The sequence below is a fragment of the Duganella sp. Leaf126 genome (genome assembly GCF_001423125.1).
GTDB lineage: Bacteria > Pseudomonadota > Gammaproteobacteria > Burkholderiales > Burkholderiaceae_D > Rugamonas.
The window spans coordinates 121,674-142,912 of record NZ_LMNW01000036.1; the positions used below are offsets into that span (position 1 = coordinate 121,674).

Sequence of the window (21,239 nt, forward strand, 5' to 3'; positions counted from 1 at the left end):
CGGAGTGCGATAATAATCCTTTCGCCGCCATTTGATGACCTCCATGCCACAATTCGCCCCGCTCCAGAACGACACCTTCCTGCGCGCGCTGCTGCGCCAGCCGACGGATTACACCCCGGTGTGGCTGATGCGCCAGGCGGGGCGCTACCTGCCGGAATACCGCGCCACGCGCCAGAAGGCCGGCTCGTTCATGGGCCTGGCCACCAATCCCGACTACGCCACCGAAGTGACGCTGCAGCCGCTCGACCGCTACCCGCTCGACGCAGCGATCCTGTTCTCGGACATTCTGACCGTGCCCGACGCCATGGGCCTGGGCCTGTACTTCGTGGAAGGCGAGGGCCCGAAGTTCGAGCGGCCGCTGAAGACCGAGGCCGAGGTACTGGCGCTGCGCGCCCCCGAGCTGGGCACGCTCGATTACGTGTTCAAGGCGGTCACGCAAATCCGCACCGCGTTGAACGGCCGGGTGCCGCTGATCGGCTTTTCCGGCAGCCCGTGGACGCTGGCGTGCTACATGGTCGAAGGCCAGGGGTCGCGCGAATTCCACACCATCAAAAAGATGCTCTACAGCCGCCCGGACCTGATGCATCATATCCTGTCGACCAATGCGCGCGCGGTGGCGGCCTACCTGAACGCCCAGATCGACGCCGGCGCCCAGGCCGTGATGATCTTCGACTCGTGGGGCGGCGCGCTGGCCGACGGCGCCTACCAGACCTTCTCGCTCGACTACATGCGCCAGGTGGTGGCGCTGCTGCAGCGCGAAAAGGATGGCGTGCGGATTCCGGCCATCGTGTTCACCAAGGGCGGCGGCCACTGGATCGAGCAGATCGCCGACACCGGCGCCGACGCGGTCGGCCTGGACTGGACCGCCAACCTGACCCGCGCCCGCGCCGCAGTCGGCCACAAGGTGGCGCTGCAGGGCAACCTGGACCCGGCCATCCTGTTCGCCAACCCGGAACAGATCGTCACCGAAGTGCACAAGGTGCTCGACGCCTACGGCAAGCCGCAGGCTGGCCACGGCCACGTGTTCAATCTCGGCCACGGCATTTCACAATTCACGCCGCCCGAGAGCGTGTCGGCAATGGTGGCAGCGGTGCACAGCTACAGCCGGGCGCAACGCGCCAGCTAGCGCTGTTGCGTAGCAAGGGCACGTCTCTGCCCCGGGACGTGCCCTTTTTCTTTGTGCATTCCAGCAAGAAAACCAACTTATGCACAATTTTTACCGCTGCAAAAATAACAGGCACGGCGGTTTGCCAGCTTCGATTGATGATTGCAAGTGATTGATTTATATAGATAAAATTTGTTTCATCAATGGGATGATTGACCATTGCTACCATGTTGCTCACAGTCGCCGGCCACCTTGTTTTGCCATTCTCCACAAAGTTATCCACATAAACTGTGGATAAAAAATAAAAGTTCTTAGTAAACCGGGACTTAGCGTAAAGGGGGGAAGAATGTGCGGGCGCCGGCCTGTTTCCGGTCCGGTATCCGTGGTAATTACTTCACTTATGCACAGATGCGATTGAAAAATCACTGCGACAGCCTCTCTGGAAGCTATTTTTTAAGTGACTGATTTTAAATAAAAAAATCTTTTACTTTGGTGCGGTTTCGAGACGATAGCATCACGGATGTCACCACTTTCTATGGGTTAAGATTCCTTTGTCCACAAAGTTATCCACACAAAACTAATAACGTCTGGCCACATGACCGCTCTGTTTCCGCATTGTATTTTGCGTATCGCGCTCGATACCCCGCTCAACGCCGTGTTCGATTATCGCTGGCCGTGCGAGCGGGACGCGCGGCCGCAGGTCGGGCAACTGGCGCTGGTGCAGTTCGGCGCGCGCGAGGTGACCGGGCTGATCGTGGAAGTGGCCGAGCAGACCGAGGTGCCCGAGGCCAAGCTCAAGGATGCGCTGGCCGTGCGCAGCCAGCTGGCGCCGCTGTCGGCGCAATGGCTGGCGCTGGCCGCGTTTGCAGCCGACTACTACCAGCGGCCGCTGGGCGAGGTGGCGCTGCCCGGCCTGCCCAAGAACCTGCGCGTCGGCACCACGGTGGCGCTCGACCGCGCCATCAAGAAGCTGGCCAGGAACGAGGCGCCGCACGACGCCACCGCAGCCAATCCGCCGCCGCTCAACCCGAGCCAGCAGCAGGCGGCCGACGCCATCGGCAGCGCCGCCGGATTCACCCCCACGCTGCTGTACGGCGTGACCGGCAGCGGCAAGACCGAAGTCTATCTGCAGGCGTGCGACCAGGTGCTGAGGCGCGAACCCGATGGCCAGATCCTGATCCTGGTCCCCGAGATCAACCTGACGCCCCAGCTCGAGGGCAATATCCGCGCGCGCTTCCCCGGCGTGATGCTGGCCACGCTGCACAGCAGCCTGTCCGAGGGCGAGCGCATGCTGCACTGGCTGGCCGCCCACCAGGGCCGGGCGCGCATCGTGCTGGGTACCCGGCTGGCGATCCTCGCCTCGCTGCCGCAGCTCAAGCTGATCGTCATCGACGAGGAGCACGACCCCTCGTACAAGCAGCAGGAAGGCTTGCGCTATTCGGCGCGCGACCTGGCCGTGTGGCGCGCCTGGCAGCTGCAGATTCCGATCGTGCTCGGTTCGGCCACGCCGTCGCTCGAGAGCTGGCACCACGCGCAGTCGGGCCGCTACCGCAAGCTCGAACTGCGCGAGCGGGCCGTCAAGAATGCCGTGCTTCCGCAGGTAAAACTGCTCGACATGGAGCGCGACAAGCCGCAGGACGGCTTGACGGCGCAGCTGGTGGATGCGCTGCGGCTGCGCATGGCGCGCGGCGAACAGTCGCTCCTGTTCCTGAACCGGCGCGGCTATGCGCCAGTGATCTGCTGCGAGGCCTGCGGCTGGATCAGCGAATGCACGCGCTGCACGTCGTTCATGGTGCTGCACCGCCCCGAGCACCGGCTGCGCTGCCACCATTGCAGCCTCGAACTGCGCATTCCGCGCCACTGCCCCACCTGCGGCAACGTCGACCTGCAACCGCTGGGGCGCGGCACCCAGCGCGTGGAGGAAGGTTTGCAGGCGCTGTTCCCGCAGGCGCGGGTGCTGCGCATCGACGCCGACTCCACCCGCAGGAAGGGCAGCGCGCAGCAAGCGTTCGACACCGTGCACCGGGGCGAGGTCGATATCCTGATCGGCACGCAGATGGTGGCCAAGGGCCACGACTTCAAGAAACTGACGCTGGTCGGCATCCTCAATCCCGATACCGCGCTGTTCTCGCAGGACTACCGCGCCAGCGAACGGCTGTTCGCGCAGCTGATGCAGGTGGCGGGCCGCGCCGGCCGGGCCGGGCGCACCGAGGGCGGCAGCGCCAGCGAAGTGCTGATCCAGACCCGCTACCCGCAGCACCCGCTGTATGGCGCGGTGGTCAACCACGACTATGATCACTTCGCCACCGCGCTGCTGGAAGAGCGCGAGCAGGCAGCGCTGCCGCCGTACCTGTTCCAGGCCCTGCTGCGCGCCGAAGCGCGCGAACTGGCCACGGCGCTGGAATTTCTGACCATCGCCCGCGATTGCCTGGCCCACCCCAACATCACCATCAACGACCCGATCCCGATGACGATGACGCGCGTGCACAATGTCGACCGCGCCCAGCTGCTGATCGAATCGCCGTCACGCCCGCAGCTGCAGGCATTTCTGAAGGAGTGGATGGCGCTGCTGCGCGCGATGAAGACCAGCCGGGTCAAGTGGTCGCTCGAAGTCGATCCGCTCGATATCTAGGAAAGCCGCGCCCGCCATGGTGGCCGCATCGCGCTAGGGTTGCAGCAGCACCCGCCGCGCCGTGGCCACCAGCTGCTCGCTGAGGATGCGGGTAAATGGCGTGTCGAGCTTCCAGGCGTGCCAGTTCAGCGCCACGTCCACGTGGCGGCCCGGCGCCAGGTCCACCAGCCGGTCTTCGGCCAGTGCGCGCGCCACCTGCGGCAGCGGCATCAGGCCGTAGGCCAGGCTGCCGTAGATGCATTCGAGGCTGGCGGCCGACGGCGGCATGGTGTGGTGCGGGTAGGGCCCCTTCAGATCGAGCACGTCGCGCAGGAAGCCGGCCGTCATGTCGGCGTCCAGCGTCATGGCCGGCGCCAGCAGCGCTGCGTCGGCAGCAAAACCGTCGCCGAACCAGTGGCCGGCAAACGCCGGCGTGGCCACGCACACGTAGCGCATCACACCGAGCGGCGTGACGCTGGGACCAGCGCTGCCGGACGGCTGGTCGTCGGCGCCGGCCGCTGCCACCGCGCCAAATACGCTACCCTCCCGCACCAGATGCAGGGCCCTGGCACGGTCTGCCTGCTGAAAGTGGAGCTGGCAGCGCGGCGGCGACAGCAAAGGCTGCAAGGCGAGCGGCAGCCAGGTGGCCAGGCTGACCGCGTCGGCCGCCAGTGCCAGCTCGGGCATGCTACTCTTGTTGCCGAGATCGATATCGAGCGCCGCTTCCATCAACTTGACATGGCGGTGGTGCGACACCAGCCGTTGTCCGAGGCCGGTGGCCACGGCCGGCTGGCCGCGCACAACCAGCAGCCGGCCGGCCGCGTCTTCCAGCGCCTTAATGCGCTGCGACACGGCCGACTGGCTGATGCCCAGCGCCAGCGCAGCTTTTTCGAAGCTGCCCTGGCTGACGACGGCGTCGAGCACGGCCAGCGCGCGGTAATCGAGTTGGTCCATAAGCGGGCCTTATACAATTTTAAAACGATAAGCGATACTAATCCATTTTGCTGCAAAGCAAATATTTTGCGTTTCAACCGGAACCGCCCCAGCTAAACGAGCCCATGAAAACTATCAAGACAGAAGTAGCAGTGATCGGCGGCGGCACCGCCGGCATGACCGCCTACCGCGCCGCCGTCAGCGGCGGCAAGAAAACCCTGCTCATCGAGGGCAATGTGTTCGGCACCACCTGCGCCCGGGTGGGCTGCATGCCCAGCAAGCTGCTCATTTCCGCTGCCGATGCGGCCCACGCGGTCCGCGAGGCGCCGCCGTTCGGCGTGCAGGCGGACGGGCTCACCATCGACGGGCGCGCCGTGATGGCTCGCGTCCGGCGCGAACGCGACCGGTTCGTCGGTTTCGTCACCGAGGCCGTGGACGGCTACCCGGCCGAGGACAAGTTACAGGGGTATGCCCGTTTTCTCAGCCCGACCCAGCTGCAGGTCGGCGACCACACGATCGTCGAGACCGAGCGCGTGGTGATCGCGACCGGTTCCCGCCCCATCGTGCCCGAGGCCTGGCGCGCCGGCGACCGCGTGATCACCAGCGACGACGTGTTTTACTGGGACGATCTACCGCAGTCGATCGCCATTGCCGGCGCCGGCGTGATCGGCCTGGAACTGGGCCAGGCGCTGCACCGGCTCGGCGTGCGGGTGACGATCTTCGGGCGCGGCGGCAACGTCGCGCAACTGGGCGACGCCGCAGTGCTGGACGTGGCGCGCAAGGTGCTCAAGGACGAGCTGGATCTGCGCTTCGATACCAAGGTGGTCGAGGTGGTGCAGCACGGCCAGCAAATCACGCTCACCAGCGAACACAAGGATGGTGAGCGCCGCGTCGAGCAGTTCGATTACCTGCTGTCGGCGGTCGGCCGCCAGCCCAACCTCGACCAGCTCGGACTCGAGCATACGGGCCTGGTGCGCGACCACCACGGCGTGCCGGAGTTTAACAAGTACACGATGCAATGCGGCGACAGCGCCATCTTCATCGGCGGCGACGCCGACGACGAGCGCCCGCTGCTGCCCGAAGCGGCCGACCAGGGACGCATCGCCGGCGACAATGCCGCGCGCTACCCGGACGTGCGGCCCGGCCTGCGCCGCACGCCACTGAGCGTGGCCTTTACCGATCCGCAGATCGCCATGGCCGGCGCCAGCTACAAGGAACTGGGCGCCTCGCACCCGGGGCGCTTCGCCATCGGCCAGGTATCGTTCGAGGACCAGGGCCGCAGCCGGGTGATGTTGCAAAACAAGGGCTTGTTGCGCGTGTACGCGGAATATCGCAGCGGCCGCTTCCTGGGCGCCGAGATGATCGGCCCCCGTGCCGAGCACATCGGGCATTTGCTGGCCTGGGCCGCGCAGGCCGGACTGAGCGTATCGGCCATGCTCGACATGCCGTTCTACCATCCGGTGGTGGAAGAGGGCGTGCGCACGGCGCTGCGCCAGCTGGCCCACGCGCTGGCCGACGAATCGAAGCACGACGATCCGTGCGTCGACTGCACGCCGGCGCCCTGAGCGCTTGCCAGGTCTTGGTTAGTTGAGCGTGGCGCCGAGCCGGCCCTGGGTCGCCAGTTCGCGGATCATGGCGACGGTGTCGATGTCGGCTTCCTTGTAGGCCGAGCGCTTGAACTCGTCGTACATGGCATTGGCGGCATCGGTTTCGACGTCGTGGCCGTCGTCGTAGCGAAAGCGCACGTACAGCGTTTGCGGCGTCGGCTGCTCGATGCTCATGGTGAGCGTGGACGCGCTGATCTCGCCTTGCGCCGGCACGTCATACACCACGCGCTGCAGCGGCTCGAGCCGCACGCGGTCCTCGACCACCAGCTGGCCGTAGCGCAGGCGGCGGCGGAAACCGAGTTCGCTGCGTTCGTCGATGACGGCGTCGTCGAGCTGCGGCTGGAACAGCTTGGGCGATTCGGCGCGCAGCACCAGGCCGCTCCACAGTTGTTCGACCGTCAAGGCGTCAAGCAGCGGGTTGAGCGGGTCGTTGATTTCGATAAGGTGTTCAAATTTCATGATTCATCTTTGTAAATGACTGGTAGTGGCACGGCGTCCGTGCGCCTCGTTTCCCAGATGGTAACGTAATCGGCGATTTCAACCGTGCGGCCGGCAGCACCGGCCGCTGCGCCGAACCCGGCGCTGCCAGCGCTGCTACAATAGGCGGCTTTCCGTTTTCTTCCCGCCCGCATCCATGTCCAAACCCTCATTCGGTCTCAACGCCCCGCAAAGCGCGGCCGTTGCCTATCTGGACGGCCCGTGCCTGGTGCTGGCCGGCGCCGGCTCGGGCAAGACGCGGGTGATCACCCAGAAAATCGCCCATTTGATCGAGGACCGCGGCTACGACCCGCGCACCATCGCTGCGCTGACCTTCACCAACAAGGCCGCGCTCGAGATGCAGGAGCGGATCGCCAAGCTGCTCAAGCAGCCCAAGCAGGCCAAGCAGCTGACGGTGTCGACCTTCCATTCGCTGGGCGTGAAAATCCTGCGCCAGGAGGCGCATGGCGTGGGCTTGAAGGACCGCTTTTCGATCATGGACAGCGACGACTGCGGCTCGCTGGTGCAGGACCTGGCGATCACCACCGACAAGCAGATCGTGCGCCGCATCCAGACCGACATCTCGCTGTGGAAGAACGGCCTGGTCGATCCGGCGGTGGCGCTGCAGCACGCCAAGGACGAGGACGAGGCGCAGTCGGCGCGCATCTACGCCAGCTACGTGGCCACGCTGTCGGCCTACCAGGCCGTCGATTTCGACGACCTGATCCGGCTGCCGGTGGAACTGTTCCGGAATAACGAGCCGATCCGCGACAAGTGGCAGCGCCGCCTGCGCTACCTGCTGATGGACGAGTACCAGGACACCAATACCTGCCAGTACGAGCTGGTCAAGCTGCTGGTGACCGGCATCAACAAGAAACCGATGTTTACCGCCGTGGGCGACGATGACCAGGCCATTTACGCCTGGCGCGGCGCCTCGGTGGAAAACCTGAAAACGCTGCAGACCGATTTCCCCGACCTCGAGGTGATCAAGCTCGAGCAGAATTACCGCTCGACCACGCGCATCCTGCAGGCGGCCAACGCGGTCATCGGCAACAACCCCAAGCTGTTCGACAAGTCGCTGTGGTCCGAGCACGGCATGGGCGAGCCGATCAACGTGCTGGGCATGGCCAACGACGACCAGGAAGCGGACCAGGTGGCGATGATGATTTCGGCCGACCATTTCCAGCGCAAAAACAAATGGTCGGACTACGCGATCCTGTACCGCGGCAACCACCAGGCGCGCGTGATCGAGCAGGCGCTGCGCAAGGAGCGCATTCCGTACACGATCTCGGGCGGCCAGAGCTTTTTCGACAAGGCCGAGATCAAGGACATCATCAGCTACCTGCGCCTCTTGGCCAACACCGACGACGACCCGGCCTTCATCCGCGCCGTGACCACGCCGCGCCGGGGTGTTGGGCAGAGCACGCTGGAGACGCTGGGCACGTTCTCGGGTCAATGGCAGTGTTCGCTGTTCGAAGCCGTGTTCAAGGGCGGCATCGAGGGCCTGCTGGCCGACAAGCAGTTGCGGCCGCTGCGCGACTTCTGCAATTTCATCAACCACCTCGAATCGCGCGCCAGCCGCCCGGGCCCGAGCGGCAGCGGCGACAACGCCGCCCAGGTGCTCGACGACCTGCTCGAGGCGATCAACTACGAGTCCTTCCTGTACGACATGTTCGATGAGCGCGCCGCGCAGTCGAAGTGGCAGAACGTGATGGAATTCGTCAACTGGCTCAAGGAACGGGGCCGCGGCGGCAAGGACCGCGACGGCGAGGAAAAGAACGTGCTCGAGCTGACGCAGATGGTGGCGCTGATGTCGATGCTCGAGGGCCAGGACGAAGACCCGGACGCGGTGCGCATGTCCACCCTGCACGCCTCGAAGGGACTCGAATACCCGCACGTGTTCCTGGTCGGCGTGGAGGAGGGCATCCTGCCGCACAAGGGCGACCCGGACGCGCCGGCCGAAACGATCGCCGCGCGGGTGCAGGAAGAGCGGCGCCTGATGTACGTGGGCATCACGCGCGCCCAGCGCACGCTGCAGATCACCTGGTGCAAGAAGCGCAAGCGCGCCGGCGAACAGGTCCATTGCGACCCGTCGCGCTTCATCAAGGAAATGGCGCTCGACGCCGGCACGGCGCCGCCGCAGGAGTCCGAAGTGATCACGCCGCGGGAACGCCTGGCGCGCATGAAGGAGCTGCTGGCCACGCCGCGGCCCACGCCGCAACCGTAAGACCGCGGTAGAATGCCCGCTTCCCAGCCAGGAGTGACGCCGTGAGCACCACCGAAGACCGCTTCATCGACCTCGAAATCAAGATCGCCCACCAGGAACACCTGGTGGAATCGCTGGGCCAGCGCATCTACGAGCAACAGCAGCAAATCGACAAGCTCGAACAGCTATGCGCGGCCCTGGTCCAGCATATCCGCACCCAGCCCCAGACCGGCGGCAGCCAGCTGCCCCACGAGCCGCCGCCGCACTACTAGGCCAGTACCGCGCGCAGGGCCTCGACCGCGATGGCATGGTCGTCGGCCTGGCGCAGGCCGGAGATGGTGACGGTGCCGATCAGGCCGACGTTCTTGATGAGCAGCGGGAAGGCGCCGCCGTGGGCGGCGTAGTCTTGCGGCGGCAGGTACTTAATCTCGTCGAACACCACGCCACGGTGCTTGTGGTCGATGCCGACGAAGAACGACGAGCGCCCGAACCGCTGCACCACGTTGTTCTTGCGCCGGATCCAGTCGGCCTGGTCGGCTGACGCGCCCTGCATCGCGTGGTGGAACAGCACCTTGCCGTTGACCGTGACGTTGACGGTGACGGCCTTGCCGCGCTGGCGCACCAGGTCGACGATTTTCAGGCCCAGCGCCAGCGCGGTATCGCTGGTAAAGGCGGTAAATTGCAGCTCCTGTTCCTGGCGCGTCAGGGTTTCCAGCTGCTCGGCGAAATTCTCCATTGATGTTGCCTCATGTCACAAAATTTTAATGTTCGAGCATAGGGTGAAACGTTGTAATTGTCCACGCCAGCACACTCGGGCCCGCTTGTTGTACGCTATACTGCACGCCGAATCCCGCAGCCAGCCTGACCTTCGCCCCCGACTCGATGCATATAGACGTCTCCTCATTGCTGGTTGCCATGACACTCAATTTGACGATCATGGCGGTGGCGCTGCCGTATTTCATGGGGCAGGTCAACCGGGCGGCGCGCTATGCCCAGGCCGGCATCGTGCTGCACACGGTGGGCTGGATCCTGCTGCTGGTCGCCTGCGCGGTGATCCCCGACAGCCTGCTCGACCGGACCTTGTCCACGCTGTCGATGGGCGCCATTGCCGGCGGCATGGTGTGCAACGCCGCCGCCTTCGACCTGTGGTGCGGCCGCAAGGCCAGCATCGGCGCGTCGTTGGGCGTGGCGGTCGTGATGACGCTGGGCTATTGCATCGGCTATGGCAGCTACCCGTTCCGGGTGGGTTGGTCGAACGGCCTGCTGGCGCTGCAGATCGCCATGGTGGTGGCGTCGCTGTGCCGCCGCACCCAGGTGCGCGTGGGCCGCTGGCGCTGGCTGCTGGTCATTTCGCTGCTGGCGCAGATGGTCATCACCGGCTGGCGCGGCGTGCTCGGGGCGTTCTACACCGGGCAGTTCCCCACCTTCATGACGCCGCACCCGGTCAACATGGTGTTCTCGCTGGTGTCCCACGTCACGGTGACGCTGTCGTTGGCAGCGCTGCTGCTGGCCCACCGCGACGAGGCGGCGCGCGAACTCGAACGCCTGGCCACCGTCGACGGCCTGACCGGCGCCCTTAACCGCCGCGCCTGGCTGGCGCTGGCCGGCGTCGAGCTGGCCAAGAGCGTGCGCCAGCGGCAGCCGATCGGCGTGCTGATGGTCGATCTCGATTACTTCAAGCAGATCAACGACACCCGCGGCCATGCCGTGGGCGACCTGGCGCTGCAAAAATTCGCCAAGGCGCTGTGCGCAGTGAGCCGCGTGGGCGACCTGTGCTGCCGCTACGGCGGCGAGGAATTCTGCGTGCTGCTCAACGGCGCCGACATCGCGTCGGTGCAGGCGTACGACCAGCGCCTGCGCGAATGGCTGCGGCTGCATGCACCGCAAAAGCTCGGCTTCGACCTGTCGTACAGCGCCGGCATCGCCCTGCGCCTTGCCGACGACGACACCATCGAAGCCATGCTGCAGCGCGCCGACAGCGCCATGTACTGCGCCAAGCAGCGCGGGCGCGGCATGACCCTGACCGGCGACGGCCACGCTGCGGCGTAACGCCTGCCGCACCGGCCCCTCTGCCTTTCCGCAGAGGGGCCGCCACCGCGTCCGGCGCTACAATTGCCGCATCGTGGTGCGAGGCAGAGACATGGGCAAGAACCGGCTGGAAGCGTTCAGCGATGGCGTGATCGCCATCATCATTACCATCATGGTGCTCGAACTGAAGGTGCCGCACGGCGCCAGCCTGGCCGCGCTCGAGGCGCTGACGCCGGTGCTGCTCGGCTATGTGCTCAGCTTCGTGTACGTGGGCATCTACTGGAACAACCACCACCACATGCTCAACGCCTCGGCACGTGTCAACGGCAAGGTGTTGTGGGCCAACCTGCACTTGCTGTTCTGGCTGTCGCTGATTCCGTTCACCACGACCTGGGTGGGCGAGAACGTGATGGCGCCGCTGCCGGTCGCGCTGTATGGCGTGGTGCTGTTTTTCGCGGCGGTGGCCTATTATGTGCTGGAAAAATGCCTGATTGCCTGCAATCCCAAGGACCACGTCCTTGCCAACGCGGTCGGCAAGGAATACAAGGGAGCAGTGTCGGTGCTGCTGTACCTGCTGGCCATTCCGCTGGCCTATCTGCACGTCTGTGCGGCCTACCTGCTGTACATCATCTGCGCCATGGTCTGGTTCCTGCCGGACCGCCGCATCGAGGCGCAGCTGCGCGCCTGACCAGCAGCCCGGCGCTCCACCAGCCCGATCATTGGCCTTCGGAAGCGTTGAACATGGTTTGGCGTAAATCAGCCCCAGGCCGCCGCCGTTGGCGATTGCGGTCTTGACGGTGCCGTCGTAGGGTACCTTGAATTGCCTGGCAGCCTAGGCCACCAGCGCCACGTTGTTAGGCCGTTGCACCATGTCGATCGACTTGGTGGCAAACGCCATTTGCGACTGGTGATCGATCACGATCAGGGCGTGGCTGCTTGGGGCAGGCTTGACCTGGCCGGGCGATGGCGGTTGCCATCATGATTTCTCCTGAGGTGTTCGATAATTTCGATAGTGTTGTCGGGTGTGGCACTAAGTGAAAAATCGGTTACTGATTGCAAAGGCTTTTTTCACTATCTCTGTCACACCGGGCATAGTGAAGTGACACAGAAAGTGAAAATTTTCGGCTGATGTGCCTCGAATACTGAAAAATTTCTGCGGGCTGGCGGGGCCTATCGACAGGCTGCTTCCGGGCCATATCGGGCTTTCAAATAGCTCAGATCACACAAACAGTGTTCTTTGTCCAGGTGGCCGCTTGCGCGCCATTTCGGCGAAACCCTGGTAAAAAAACGGAATATTGTCGGCTGGGTCGCCGCTCAAACGACCGCGTACTTTGGCCCAGGTGGAGATGGCGATATGTGTCACCGGTTCGCCCACAACAAGCACAGGACCTCGCGTGTCATCAATCCAGGCGTACTCTCCACCATATGCTGCGCGGGCCACTTCGAGGATGTAGCAACCGAGCAGTTGAACAAGTCCCGAAACCTGCGACTGCGGCATTTCGCCTACGTAGTCGGATGCTTCTGCCAGCATTTCTTCAACGATCGAAAGGCTGTCCTCCGAAAAATCCAGACCATTATTTGACCGTTCATGAAACGTGGTTACAGCATGTTTGGCGGTCGATACCACGTCGTCAAGTACTATGCTCATCAATTTTCTCTCATAATTTTGGCGTTTTCTGGACTGGCAATGTCTGCTGGTGGCCGATAGCGGAAATTCGGCCAGTGTACGACAGCCGTTGCCTTCGTCGCAACGTCGGGCATCAGAGAAAGTTTTTCAGCAAACGTGACACGCAGTTTTCACTAACTTGTTACAGTTTTCATGTTTTGTGTTACCTGACAAGTGTGGGTGGTTCACTGTTCGGACAGGCAATGCGGGTCCAGGCATTCGCGCGAGAACGTCAGCGCGGTAGCCGGCGGCGGCGCAGGCGCACTGCACGCCGCGTACACGGCGACGGCGGCCACGGCTGCCATCGCAACGATCACGACCTTGTCCAACAAGCGCGTGCCATCGTGGCGGTCGCGGTCAAGCGCGTCCGCAGCTGGTATATCTTCTTCTAACTGACGCATCACTGGTCCCCCCACCCATCAGCACAAGTTGCATCATGGTGGTTTTCAACGGCGGCGCAGTCAAGACAGCACCGATGAGGTGCCTCAACCTTGGCAGCAGCGAACAGGCGCGGTTTCGTGCTAGGCACAGCGATCTGGAGCGACGATTATTTGCCGAGCGCTGCGCTTCGTCATCAAGCATCCCGGTGCGCACGCGCTGACAGAACGCCGTTCGTTCCTGTGCCGTCGCAGCAGCTGCTGCTGCACAACGAAGCACATCGCCTGGGAGCCCTACCGGCACCGACTTTTTCACGCTGCTGTTGCGTTCCTGCGTCGGTGTTGTTCGAAGATTGTTTCCGTGAACGAATCTTTATTCGGGAAACCGCTGCGTGTTCCGATCAACTGCACTGCAGCAATTTTTGCCCGTGACGTCAACCTTGTCGCCCTGCTATGATCGAATGCTTGTGCGCTACGCAGGGGCTCCGTTCCCGCTGCGGCAGCGTTTCCCTTGGCGTTTAATGAAAGAGATCGACATGGCCCGTCCCCACCTGCTGCTTGTTGCCGCCGCGCTTGGCATCGCCTTCGCGCAACCCGTCCTGGCAGCCGCGCCTGCTGCCGCGCCACTGGCAGGCAATCCGCTGGCCACTGCCAGCACCCTGCCGTTCCAGTATCCGGCGTTCGACAAGATCAAGGATGAGCACTTCCTGCCTGCCTTTGCCGAGGGCATGAAGATCCACATGAAGGAAATCAACGCGATTGCCGACAACAAGGCGCCAGCCACGTTCGACAACACCATCGTGGCGATGGAAAAATCGGGCGCGCTGCTGACCCGCGTGCAAACCACGTTCAGCAACCTGCAAGGCGCCAACACCAACGACAAGCTCGACGCGATCGACAGCGAGATGTCGCCCAAGCTGGCCGCCCACAGCGACGCCATCTACCTCAACCCAAAACTGTATGCGCGCGTGAAAGCGCTGTACGACAAGCGCGACAGCCTGAAGCTCGATGCCGAATCGAAGCACTTGCTCGAGCGTTACCACACCGACTTCGTGCGCGCCGGCGCCAAACTGTCCGCTGCCGACAAGGACAAGCTGCGTGACCTCAACGGCAAGCTGGCCACGCTGCAGACGTCGTTCACTCAGAACGTGCTCAAGGAACTCAACGCTTCGGCGCTGGTGGTCGATACCCGTGAAGAACTGGACGGCATGAGCGCGGCCGAGATCGATGCGGCCGCTGCCGCTGCCAAGGCCCAGGGCAAGGACGGCAAGTTCGTCATCGCGCTGGTCAACACCACCGGCCAGCCGCCGCTGGCCGTGCTGACCAAGCGCAAGGTGCGCGAAAAGCTGATGGCCGTCTCGCTCGAGCGCGGCAGCCACGGCAGCCAGTTCGACAACCGCCAGCTGGTGCTGCAGATCGCCAAGGCGCGCGCTGAAAAGGCCACCCTGCTCGGCTACGAAAACTTTGCCGCCTACTCGCTGGAAGACCAGACTGCGCACGACACGGCCGCTGTCAACAAGCTGCTCACCGAGCTGGCCGCGCCCGCCGTCAACAACGCCAAAAAGGAGGCGGCCGACCTGCAGGCGGTGGTCGATGCGGACAAGCAGAATTTCAAGATCGGCGCGGCCGACTGGGCCTATTACACCGACAAGGTGCGCGCCCAGCGCTTCGCGTTTGACGAGAACCAGCTCAAGCCTTATTTCGAACTGAATAACGTCTTGATCAACGGCGTGTTCTTCGCTGCAACCAAGCTCTACGGCATCACCTTCAAGGAACGCAAGGACCTGCCGGTGTACAACCCGGACGTGCGCGTGTTCGACGTGTTCGATGCCGATGGCAAGCAGCTGGCCATCTTCCTGGCCGATATGTACGCGCGCGGCAACAAGCAGGGCGGCGCCTGGATGAACGAGTACATCTCGCAATCGTCGCTGCTGGGCACCAGGTCGGTGGTGGCCAACCACCTCAATATTCCGAAGCCGCCAGCGGGCGAGCCGACCCTGCTGACCTACGATGAGGTGACCACCGCCTTCCACGAATTCGGCCATGCCCTGCACGGCATGTTCTCCAACGTCAAGTATCCGCGCTTCTCGGGCACCAACGTGCCGCGCGACTTCGTCGAGTATCCGTCGCAGGTCAACGAGATGTGGGCGATCTGGCCCGAAGTGCTGGCCAACTACGCCAAGCACTACAAGACCGGCGCGCCGATGCCCAAGGAATTGCTGGACAAGGTGATCGCTTCGAAGAAATTCAACCAGGGCTTCAAGACCACCGAGTACCTGTCGGCGTCGCTGCTGGACCAGCGCTGGCACCAGCTGACGCCGGCGCAAATCCCGACCGACGTGCTGGCCTTCGAAGCGAAGTCGCTGCAGGACATGGGCGTGGACTTCGCGCCGGTGCCGCCGCGCTACCGCACCACGTATTTCTCGCATAGCTTCTCGGGCGGTTATTCGGCCGGTTATTACGCCTACCTGTGGTCGGAAAAGCTCGATGCCGACACCGTCGAGTGGTTCAAGGAGAAGGGCGGCCTGAAGCGCGAAAACGGCGACTGGTTCCGCAGCAAGCTGCTCTCGCGCGGCGGTACCGACGACGCCATGAACCTGTTCCGCAACTTCCGCGGCCGCGATCCGATCATCGAGCCGCTGCTGGAGCGCCGTGGCCTGACCGGCAAGTAATGCCGCTGTGCCCGATCCTCCGCCCCCGGCAACGGGGGCGGTATCCAATTCTCTCGAAGGGACACCATGATTCGTAGTAACCTGATCATCGCCGCCAGCATCGCTGCCATCTGCAGCGTTGCCCATGCTGCTACCGCAGAACCGGCATCGATGCTTGCGGCGAGCAATCCGTTCGCCAAGGTCAGCCCCTTGCAATACGGCTATCCCCAGTTCGACAAGATCCAGGACGCCGACTACGCGCCGGCGTTTGCCGAAGGCATGCGCCAGCAGGCAGCCGAGATCGAAAAAATCGCCGACAACAAGGCGCCGGCCACGTTCGACAACACCATCGTGGCGATGGAGAAATCGGGCCGCCTGCTGGCGCGCGTCTCCAGCGTGTTCGGCAACCTGTCCGGCGCCAACACCAACGATACCTTCAAGGCGCTCGAGCGCGAGCTCTCGCCCAAGTTTGCCGCGCACGGCGACGCCATCCGCCTCAATCCCAAGCTGTATGCGCGCATCAAGTCGCTGTACGACCGCCGCGACACGCTCGGCCTCGATGCCGAATCCAAGTACCTGCTCGAGCGCTACCACACCGATTTCGTGCGCGCCGGCGCCCGGCTCTCGGCTGCCGACAAGGACAAGCTCAAAGCCATGAACGCCCAGCTGGCCAAGCTGCAAACCACGTTCGCGCAAAACGTGCTGGAAGAAGCGAATGCCTCGGCGCTGATCCTCGACCGGCGCGCCGAGCTGGCCGGCATGAGCGACCAGGCCATCGACGCTGCCGCCAAGGTCGCTGCCGCGCGCGGCCTGGAAGGCAAGTTCGCCATTCCGGTGGTCAACACCACCGGTCAGGCCAACCTGGCCGTGCTGACCGACCGCAGCGTGCGCGAGCGCCTGATGGCTGCGTCGCTGGCGCGCGGTAGCCATGGCGGCAAGTACGACAACAGGGCCGTGGTGCTGGAGCTGACCAAGCTGCGCGCCGAAAAAGCCGCGCTGCTCGGCTACCCGAGCTTTGCCGCCTACGCGCTGGAAGACCAGACCGCGCGCACGCCGGCAGCGGTCAACGAACTGCTGTCCGCGTTCGCCCGCCCGGCCGTGGCCAACGCCAGGAAGGAAGGCGCCGAAATCCAGCAGGTGATCGATCAAGAGAAGGGGGGCTTCCAGTTGGCCGCGCATGACTGGGCCTTCTACAGCGACAAGGTACGCGCCGCGCGCTTCAATTTCGACCAGAACCAGCTCAAACCGTACTTCGAACTCAACAGCGTGCTGGTCAACGGCGTGTTCTTCGCGGCCAACCAGGTGTATGGCCTGACCTTCAAGGAGCGCAAGGACTTGCCGGTGTATCACCCGGACGTGCGCACCTTCGACGTGTTCGACGCCGACGGCAAGCAGCTGGCCATCTTCATCGCCGACTTTTATGCGCGCGGCAACAAGCGCGGCGGCGCCTGGATGAATGCCTATGTGTCGCAGTCGTCGCTGCTCGGGACCCACCCGGTGGTGGCCAACCACCTCAATATCCCGAAGCCGGCCGACGGCGAGCCGACCCTGCTCACCTACGACGAAACGCGCACGCTGTTCCACGAGTTCGGCCATGCGCTGCACGGCATGTTCTCGAACGTGAAATACCCGCGCTTCTCGGGCACCAGCGTGCCGCGCGACTTCGTCGAATTCCCGTCCCAGGTCAACGAGATGTGGTCGACCGAGCCCAAGGTGCTGGCCAACTACGCCAAGCATTACCAGACCGGCGCGCCGATGCCGCAGGAACTGCTCGACAAGGTGCTCGCCTCGAAGAAATTCAACGAAGGCTTCCGCACCACCGAGTACCTGGCCGCTGCCATGCTGGACCAGAAATGGCACCAGCTGGGCGTGGCGCAGATCCCGACCGACGTGCTGGGTTTCGAAGCGGCTTCGCTCAAGGCGGCCGGCGTCGATTACGCGCCGGTGCCGCCGCGCTACCGCACCACGTACTTCTCGCACGTGTTCGCGGGCGGCTATTCGGCCGGTTACTACGGCTACCTGTGGGCCGAGCGCCTCGATGCGGAAACGGTACTGTGGTTCAACGAAAACGGCGGCATGCTGCGCAAGAACGGCGACTACTTCCGCAAGATGCTGCTGTCCAAGGGCGGCACCATGGACGCGATGCAGATGTTCCGCGCCTTCCGCGGACATGATCCGCAAGTCGAGCCGTTGCTCGAGCGTCGTGGGCTGACCGAGAAGTAATCAGCGTTATCGACCGTACCGGGGCCGAGGGCGATTTCTGTCAGAATCATCCCGGCCCCAAGTTTTTTTGGAATAATTATGCGTAACGATTTACACGGCGTGACGCTGGAAGCGATGCTGACCCGTCTGCAGGCGCACTATGGCTGGGACCAGCTGGGTCGCAAGATCGACATCAATTGCTTTATCAGCGATCCCAGCATCAAATCCAGCCTGAAATTCCTGCGCCGCACGCCGTGGGCAAGAGCACAGGTGGAAGCGCTGTACCAATCCACCAAGTTTGCCGATTGACTAAGAGGATTATCATGGACAACCATCTCAAAGCATCGCTGCAAGACCTGCAAGGCAAGCTGGCCGTGGCCGGCCCGGTCGACGAGGAACTGAAAAGCCTGCTGTTGCGCCTCGATGGCGACATCCAGTCGCTGCTGGCGCGCCGCCAGGGCATGGCCGCGGCCGCGCCGGCCGTCGCTGGCGTGGCCACGGTGCCAGCGGCAATCAACCCGGTGCCCGAAGTCGAGGAAAGCACCACCTATGGTCTGGCCGAACGCACGCAGGAAATCTCGGCCAAGTTCGCGGCCCAGCATCCGACGCTGGAACCGGCCCTGCGCGAACTGGGACGCATCCTCTCGAACATGGGGATCTAAACCCTGCCCAGCCAGTGCGGTTTTGTTACAAGTGATTGAAACGTAAAGATTTTTTCTTGCGCCGGGTGAGCGGGGGCGGAGCATTTCCGGTACAATGCTGTCCGATATGATCTCCCCTACCAATTTATTTGCGACCGTCCCCAAGCGGTCTGCGCGCGCTGCTGCTGCGCCTTTCCTGCCGATGTCCCGCGCGGAGATGGACGCGCTCGGCTGGGACGAGTGCGACGTGATCCTGATCACCGGCGACGCCTACATCGACCATCCGAGCTTCGGCATGGCCCTGGTCGGTCGCCTGCTGGAAGCGCAAGGCTTCCGCGTCGGCATCATTTCACAGCCCGACTGGCATTCGGCCGACGCCTTCCGCGCGCTCGGCAAGCCGCGCCTGTACTTCGGCGTGACTGCCGGCAATATGGATTCGATGGTCAACCGCTACACGGCCGACCGCAAGATCCGCTCCGACGACGCTTACACCGCCAATGGCGAACCGAACAAGCGCCCTGACCGCGCGGTCACCGTGTATGCCCAGCGCTCGCGCGAGGCGTATCCGGGCACGCCGGTGGTGATCGGTTCGATCGAAGCCTCGCTGCGCCGCATCGCCCACTACGATTACTGGTCCGACAAGGTGCGCCGCTCGGTGCTGCTCGACTCCAAGGCTGACCTGCTGATCTTCGGCAATGCCGAGCGCGCGCTGGTGGACCTGACCCACCGCATGGCTGCCGGTGAAGACATCAAGACCATCCGCGACCTGCGCGGCACCGCCTTCCTGGTGCCGGGCGGCTGGCTGCCGAGCGACGAGTGGGGCGTGCACAACAGCACCCGCATGGATACGCCGGGCAAGATCGATCCGCCGATCGACCCGTACATGATGGTGACGCAGAACACGGCGTCGTGCGCGACCGATAACGCACCGAAGGCCGCTGGCGCCGAAGTGAACGAAGCGATGGTCGAACCGCAGCCGGTGGCGCCAACCGCGCCGGCACCGGCTGTTGCTGCTGCTGCACCTGCGGCACCCGCCGCCGGCATCGTCAAACCGATGCGTTTCATGAGCCGCGAAGACCGCCTGGCCATGGAAAAGGAAAAACACACCAAGACCGTGGTGCGGCTGCCGTCGTTCGAGACCGTCAGCGCCGATCCGGTGATGTACGCGCACGCCTCTCGGGTGTTCCACCTGGAATCGAATCCCGGCAACGCGCGCGCGCTGGTGCAGGCCCATGGCGAGCGTGACGTGTGGATCAATCCGCCGCCGCTGCCGCTGCGCATGGACGAGATGGATGGCGTGTACGACATGAACTATGCGCGCGCGCCGCACCCGTTCTACGGCAAGGCCCGCATCCCGGCCTGGGAAATGATCCGTTTTTCGGTCAACATCATGCGCGGCTGCTTCGGCGGCTGCACGTTCTGCTCGATCACCGAGCACGAGGGCCGCATCATCCAGAGCCGCTCGGAGCCGTCGATCCTGCGCGAGATCGAGCACATCCGCGACAAGACCAAGGGTTTTACCGGCACCATTTCCGACCTCGGCGGCCCCACCGCGAATATGTACCGGCTGGCCTGCAAGGATCCGAAGATCGAGGAAACCTGCCGCCGCCTGTCGTGCGTGTATCCGTCGATCTGCGTCAACCTCGGCACCGACCACAGCAAGCTGATCTCGCTGTACCGCAAGGCGCGCGCGATTCCGGGCGTGAAAAAAATCCTGATCAGCTCGGGCCTGCGCTACGACATCGCCGTGCGCTCGCCCGAGTACGTCAAGGAACTGGTCACCCACCACGTCGGCGGCCTGCTCAAGATCGCGCCTGAGCACACGGAAGAAAACACGCTGTCGAAGATGATGAAGCCGGGCATCGGCGCCTACGACGAGTTCAAGGAAATGTTCGAACGCTTCTCGCTCGAAGCGGGCAAGAAGCAGTACCTGATCCCGTACTTCATCGCCGCCCACCCGGGCACGACCGACCTGGACATGCTGAACCTGGCGCTGTGGCTGAAGAAAAACAACTTCAAGCTCGACCAGGTACAAACCTTCATGCCGACGCCGATGGCGATGGCCACCACCATGTACCACTCGCGCAAGAACCCGCTGCGCAAGGTCACGGAAGATTCGGAAGTGGTGGAAACGGCGCGCAGCGGCAAGATCCGCCGCACCCATAAGGCGTTCCTGCGTTACCAGGACCCGGAAAACTGGCCGATCCTGCGCGAGGCGCTGGTGGCGCTCGGCCGCGCCGACCTGATCGGCAATGGCGAGAAGCATTTGATTCCGGCCTGGTCGGCGGGAGAAGCCGACAGCAAGCCCAGCACCGACGGCCGCCGTGGCCCGGCCTCGGCGCTGCCGATTCCCGGCACGGTCAAGGGAGGGCGTGGTCGCGCTGGCGCCAAGTCCGGCATCGCGGCTGGCGGTGCGCCCCAGCCGCCGGGCCAGCGCGCCAATGCGCTGACCGGTTCGCTGACCGCGCGCCAGACCGTGGAAACCAAGGTGCGCGCGTCGATTCTCGACACCATCAAGGTCAAGAAGGCAGCGCCGCCGCCGGCCAAGGGCGGCAAGCCGGCGCGCGGTACGGCGCACAACGCTGCACCGCCGCGCGGCCGCAAGTAACTAGCCACATCGAAGGACATCATCAGCAGGCACCGTCACCGGTGCCTGCTTTTTTTATGGCCGTGCCAGGTGTTGCGTAATTGCGCCATTCGCGTAAATGCGCGATGAAAAGCCCCGTGCTCGCTTG

At 63.9% G+C, this 21,239-nt stretch carries 17 protein-coding genes; 12 read left to right on the forward strand and 5 right to left on the reverse strand.

Annotation, left to right across the window (positions count from 1 at the left end):
* Nucleotides 1-43 precede the first annotated feature (43 nt).
* Entirely contained in the window at nucleotides 44-1,126 is a 1,083-nt protein-coding gene (hemE, locus tag ASF61_RS21965; protein WP_056161117.1) for a uroporphyrinogen decarboxylase, read from the forward strand.
* Nucleotides 1,127-1,700: 574 nt separating this feature from the next.
* Nucleotides 1,701-3,737, forward strand: coding sequence for a primosomal protein N' (locus ASF61_RS21970; protein ID WP_056160932.1), 2,037 nt, complete (start codon nucleotides 1,701-1,703; stop codon nucleotides 3,735-3,737).
* A 33-nt stretch (nucleotides 3,738-3,770) separates the two neighbouring features.
* On the opposite strand, the gene ASF61_RS21975 is transcribed toward ASF61_RS21970, so the two are convergent.
* Nucleotides 3,771-4,670: an ArgP/LysG family DNA-binding transcriptional regulator gene (locus ASF61_RS21975; protein WP_056160934.1), complete on the reverse strand. Its 900-nt coding sequence runs from the start codon at nucleotides 4,668-4,670 to the stop codon at nucleotides 3,771-3,773.
* 104 nt (nucleotides 4,671-4,774) lie between these two features.
* Here ASF61_RS21975 and ASF61_RS21980 point away from each other — a divergent pair, with 104 nt between their 5' ends.
* The gene (locus tag ASF61_RS21980; protein ID WP_056160936.1) at nucleotides 4,775-6,214 is read left to right on the forward strand and encodes a dihydrolipoyl dehydrogenase; all 1,440 of its coding nucleotides are present in this window, start codon (nucleotides 4,775-4,777) and stop codon (nucleotides 6,212-6,214) included.
* Between the two features lie 18 nt (nucleotides 6,215-6,232).
* Here ASF61_RS21980 and ASF61_RS21985 read toward each other — a convergent pair whose 3' ends face one another.
* The gene (locus ASF61_RS21985) at nucleotides 6,233-6,715 is read right to left on the reverse strand and encodes an SRPBCC family protein (RefSeq protein ID WP_056160937.1); all 483 of its coding nucleotides are present in this window, start codon (nucleotides 6,713-6,715) and stop codon (nucleotides 6,233-6,235) included.
* Nucleotides 6,716-6,890: 175 nt separating this feature from the next.
* Here ASF61_RS21985 and ASF61_RS21990 point away from each other — a divergent pair, with 175 nt between their 5' ends.
* Nucleotides 6,891-8,960 carry a UvrD-helicase domain-containing protein gene (locus ASF61_RS21990; RefSeq protein WP_056160940.1) on the forward strand — a complete coding sequence of 690 codons (2,070 nt, stop codon included), beginning with the start codon at nucleotides 6,891-6,893 and terminating at the stop codon, nucleotides 8,958-8,960.
* Nucleotides 8,961-9,001: 41 nt separating this feature from the next.
* Nucleotides 9,002-9,211 (forward strand): SlyX family protein, encoded by a 210-nt coding sequence (locus ASF61_RS21995; protein WP_056160942.1) that lies wholly within the window; start codon nucleotides 9,002-9,004, stop codon nucleotides 9,209-9,211.
* Here the strand turns inward: ASF61_RS21995 and ASF61_RS22000 are convergent.
* A complete protein-coding gene (locus ASF61_RS22000) occupies nucleotides 9,208-9,675 on the reverse strand; it encodes a heme-degrading domain-containing protein (protein WP_056160944.1) in 468 nt (155 codons plus the stop codon). The two genes, ASF61_RS21995 and ASF61_RS22000, sit on opposite strands and share 4 nt — an antisense overlap.
* 179 nt (nucleotides 9,676-9,854) lie before the next feature.
* Here ASF61_RS22000 and ASF61_RS22005 point away from each other — a divergent pair, with 179 nt between their 5' ends.
* Together ASF61_RS22005 and ASF61_RS22010 are read left to right on the forward strand one after the other, a co-directional pair.
* A complete protein-coding gene (locus tag ASF61_RS22005; RefSeq protein ID WP_056160946.1) occupies nucleotides 9,855-10,988 on the forward strand; it encodes a GGDEF domain-containing protein in 1,134 nt (377 codons plus the stop codon).
* Nucleotides 10,989-11,079: 91 nt separating this feature from the next.
* Nucleotides 11,080-11,655 (forward strand): TMEM175 family protein, encoded by a 576-nt coding sequence (locus ASF61_RS22010; protein ID WP_056160948.1) that lies wholly within the window; start codon nucleotides 11,080-11,082, stop codon nucleotides 11,653-11,655.
* Between the two features lie 531 nt (nucleotides 11,656-12,186).
* Here the strand turns inward: ASF61_RS22010 and ASF61_RS23545 are convergent.
* Together ASF61_RS23545 and ASF61_RS23550 are read right to left on the reverse strand one after the other, a co-directional pair.
* Entirely contained in the window at nucleotides 12,187-12,615 is a 429-nt protein-coding gene (locus ASF61_RS23545) for a hypothetical protein (RefSeq protein WP_156369689.1), read from the reverse strand.
* 203 nt (nucleotides 12,616-12,818) lie between these two features.
* Nucleotides 12,819-13,034, reverse strand: a complete 216-nt coding sequence (locus ASF61_RS23550; protein WP_156369690.1) for a hypothetical protein — start codon at nucleotides 13,032-13,034, stop codon at nucleotides 12,819-12,821.
* A gap of 512 nt (nucleotides 13,035-13,546) precedes the next feature.
* Between ASF61_RS23550 and ASF61_RS22015 the strand changes: the two genes are divergently transcribed.
* From ASF61_RS22015 to ASF61_RS22035, 5 genes are all read left to right on the forward strand, one after another.
* On the forward strand, nucleotides 13,547-15,682 hold the full coding sequence (locus ASF61_RS22015) for a M3 family metallopeptidase (protein WP_056161119.1): 2,136 nt from the start codon (nucleotides 13,547-13,549) through the stop codon (nucleotides 15,680-15,682).
* 66 nt (nucleotides 15,683-15,748) lie between these two features.
* A complete protein-coding gene (locus tag ASF61_RS22020) occupies nucleotides 15,749-17,884 on the forward strand; it encodes a M3 family metallopeptidase (RefSeq protein ID WP_056160950.1) in 2,136 nt (711 codons plus the stop codon).
* Between the two features lie 78 nt (nucleotides 17,885-17,962).
* Nucleotides 17,963-18,172 (forward strand): VF530 family DNA-binding protein, encoded by a 210-nt coding sequence (locus ASF61_RS22025; RefSeq protein WP_056160952.1) that lies wholly within the window; start codon nucleotides 17,963-17,965, stop codon nucleotides 18,170-18,172.
* Nucleotides 18,173-18,186: 14 nt separating this feature from the next.
* Nucleotides 18,187-18,525 carry a DUF4404 family protein gene (locus ASF61_RS22030; protein WP_056160954.1) on the forward strand — a complete coding sequence of 113 codons (339 nt, stop codon included), beginning with the start codon at nucleotides 18,187-18,189 and terminating at the stop codon, nucleotides 18,523-18,525.
* 181 nt (nucleotides 18,526-18,706) lie between these two features.
* Nucleotides 18,707-21,112 carry a YgiQ family radical SAM protein gene (locus ASF61_RS22035; RefSeq protein ID WP_056161121.1) on the forward strand — a complete coding sequence of 802 codons (2,406 nt, stop codon included), beginning with the start codon at nucleotides 18,707-18,709 and terminating at the stop codon, nucleotides 21,110-21,112.
* Nucleotides 21,113-21,239: the final 127 nt, after the last annotated feature.

Excerpts from the sequence above, each read along its gene's own strand:
- ASF61_RS21985 (WP_056160937.1), bottom strand. The coding sequence starts at position 6,715 with ATGAAATTTGAACACCTTATCGAAATCAACGACCCGCTCAACCCGCTG.
- ASF61_RS21990 (WP_056160940.1), top strand. The coding sequence starts at position 6,891 with ATGTCCAAACCCTCATTCGGTCTCAACGCCCCGCAAAGCGCGGCCGTT.
- ASF61_RS22005 (WP_056160946.1), top strand. The coding sequence starts at position 9,855 with ATGACACTCAATTTGACGATCATGGCGGTGGCGCTGCCGTATTTCATG.
- ASF61_RS22000 (WP_056160944.1), bottom strand. The coding sequence starts at position 9,675 with ATGGAGAATTTCGCCGAGCAGCTGGAAACCCTGACGCGCCAGGAACAG.
- ASF61_RS22020 (WP_056160950.1), top strand. The coding sequence starts at position 15,749 with ATGATTCGTAGTAACCTGATCATCGCCGCCAGCATCGCTGCCATCTGC.
- ASF61_RS21980 (WP_056160936.1), top strand. The coding sequence starts at position 4,775 with ATGAAAACTATCAAGACAGAAGTAGCAGTGATCGGCGGCGGCACCGCC.
- ASF61_RS23545 (WP_156369689.1), bottom strand. The coding sequence starts at position 12,615 with ATGAGCATAGTACTTGACGACGTGGTATCGACCGCCAAACATGCTGTA.
- ASF61_RS22025 (WP_056160952.1), top strand. The coding sequence starts at position 17,963 with ATGCGTAACGATTTACACGGCGTGACGCTGGAAGCGATGCTGACCCGT.
- ASF61_RS21970 (WP_056160932.1), top strand. The coding sequence starts at position 1,701 with ATGACCGCTCTGTTTCCGCATTGTATTTTGCGTATCGCGCTCGATACC.
- ASF61_RS22035 (WP_056161121.1), top strand. The coding sequence starts at position 18,707 with ATGTCCCGCGCGGAGATGGACGCGCTCGGCTGGGACGAGTGCGACGTG.
- ASF61_RS21975 (WP_056160934.1), bottom strand. The coding sequence starts at position 4,670 with ATGGACCAACTCGATTACCGCGCGCTGGCCGTGCTCGACGCCGTCGTC.
- ASF61_RS22015 (WP_056161119.1), top strand. The coding sequence starts at position 13,547 with ATGGCCCGTCCCCACCTGCTGCTTGTTGCCGCCGCGCTTGGCATCGCC.
- hemE (WP_056161117.1), top strand. The coding sequence starts at position 44 with ATGCCACAATTCGCCCCGCTCCAGAACGACACCTTCCTGCGCGCGCTG.
- ASF61_RS22010 (WP_056160948.1), top strand. The coding sequence starts at position 11,080 with ATGGGCAAGAACCGGCTGGAAGCGTTCAGCGATGGCGTGATCGCCATC.
- ASF61_RS22030 (WP_056160954.1), top strand. The coding sequence starts at position 18,187 with ATGGACAACCATCTCAAAGCATCGCTGCAAGACCTGCAAGGCAAGCTG.
- ASF61_RS23550 (WP_156369690.1), bottom strand. The coding sequence starts at position 13,034 with ATGCGTCAGTTAGAAGAAGATATACCAGCTGCGGACGCGCTTGACCGC.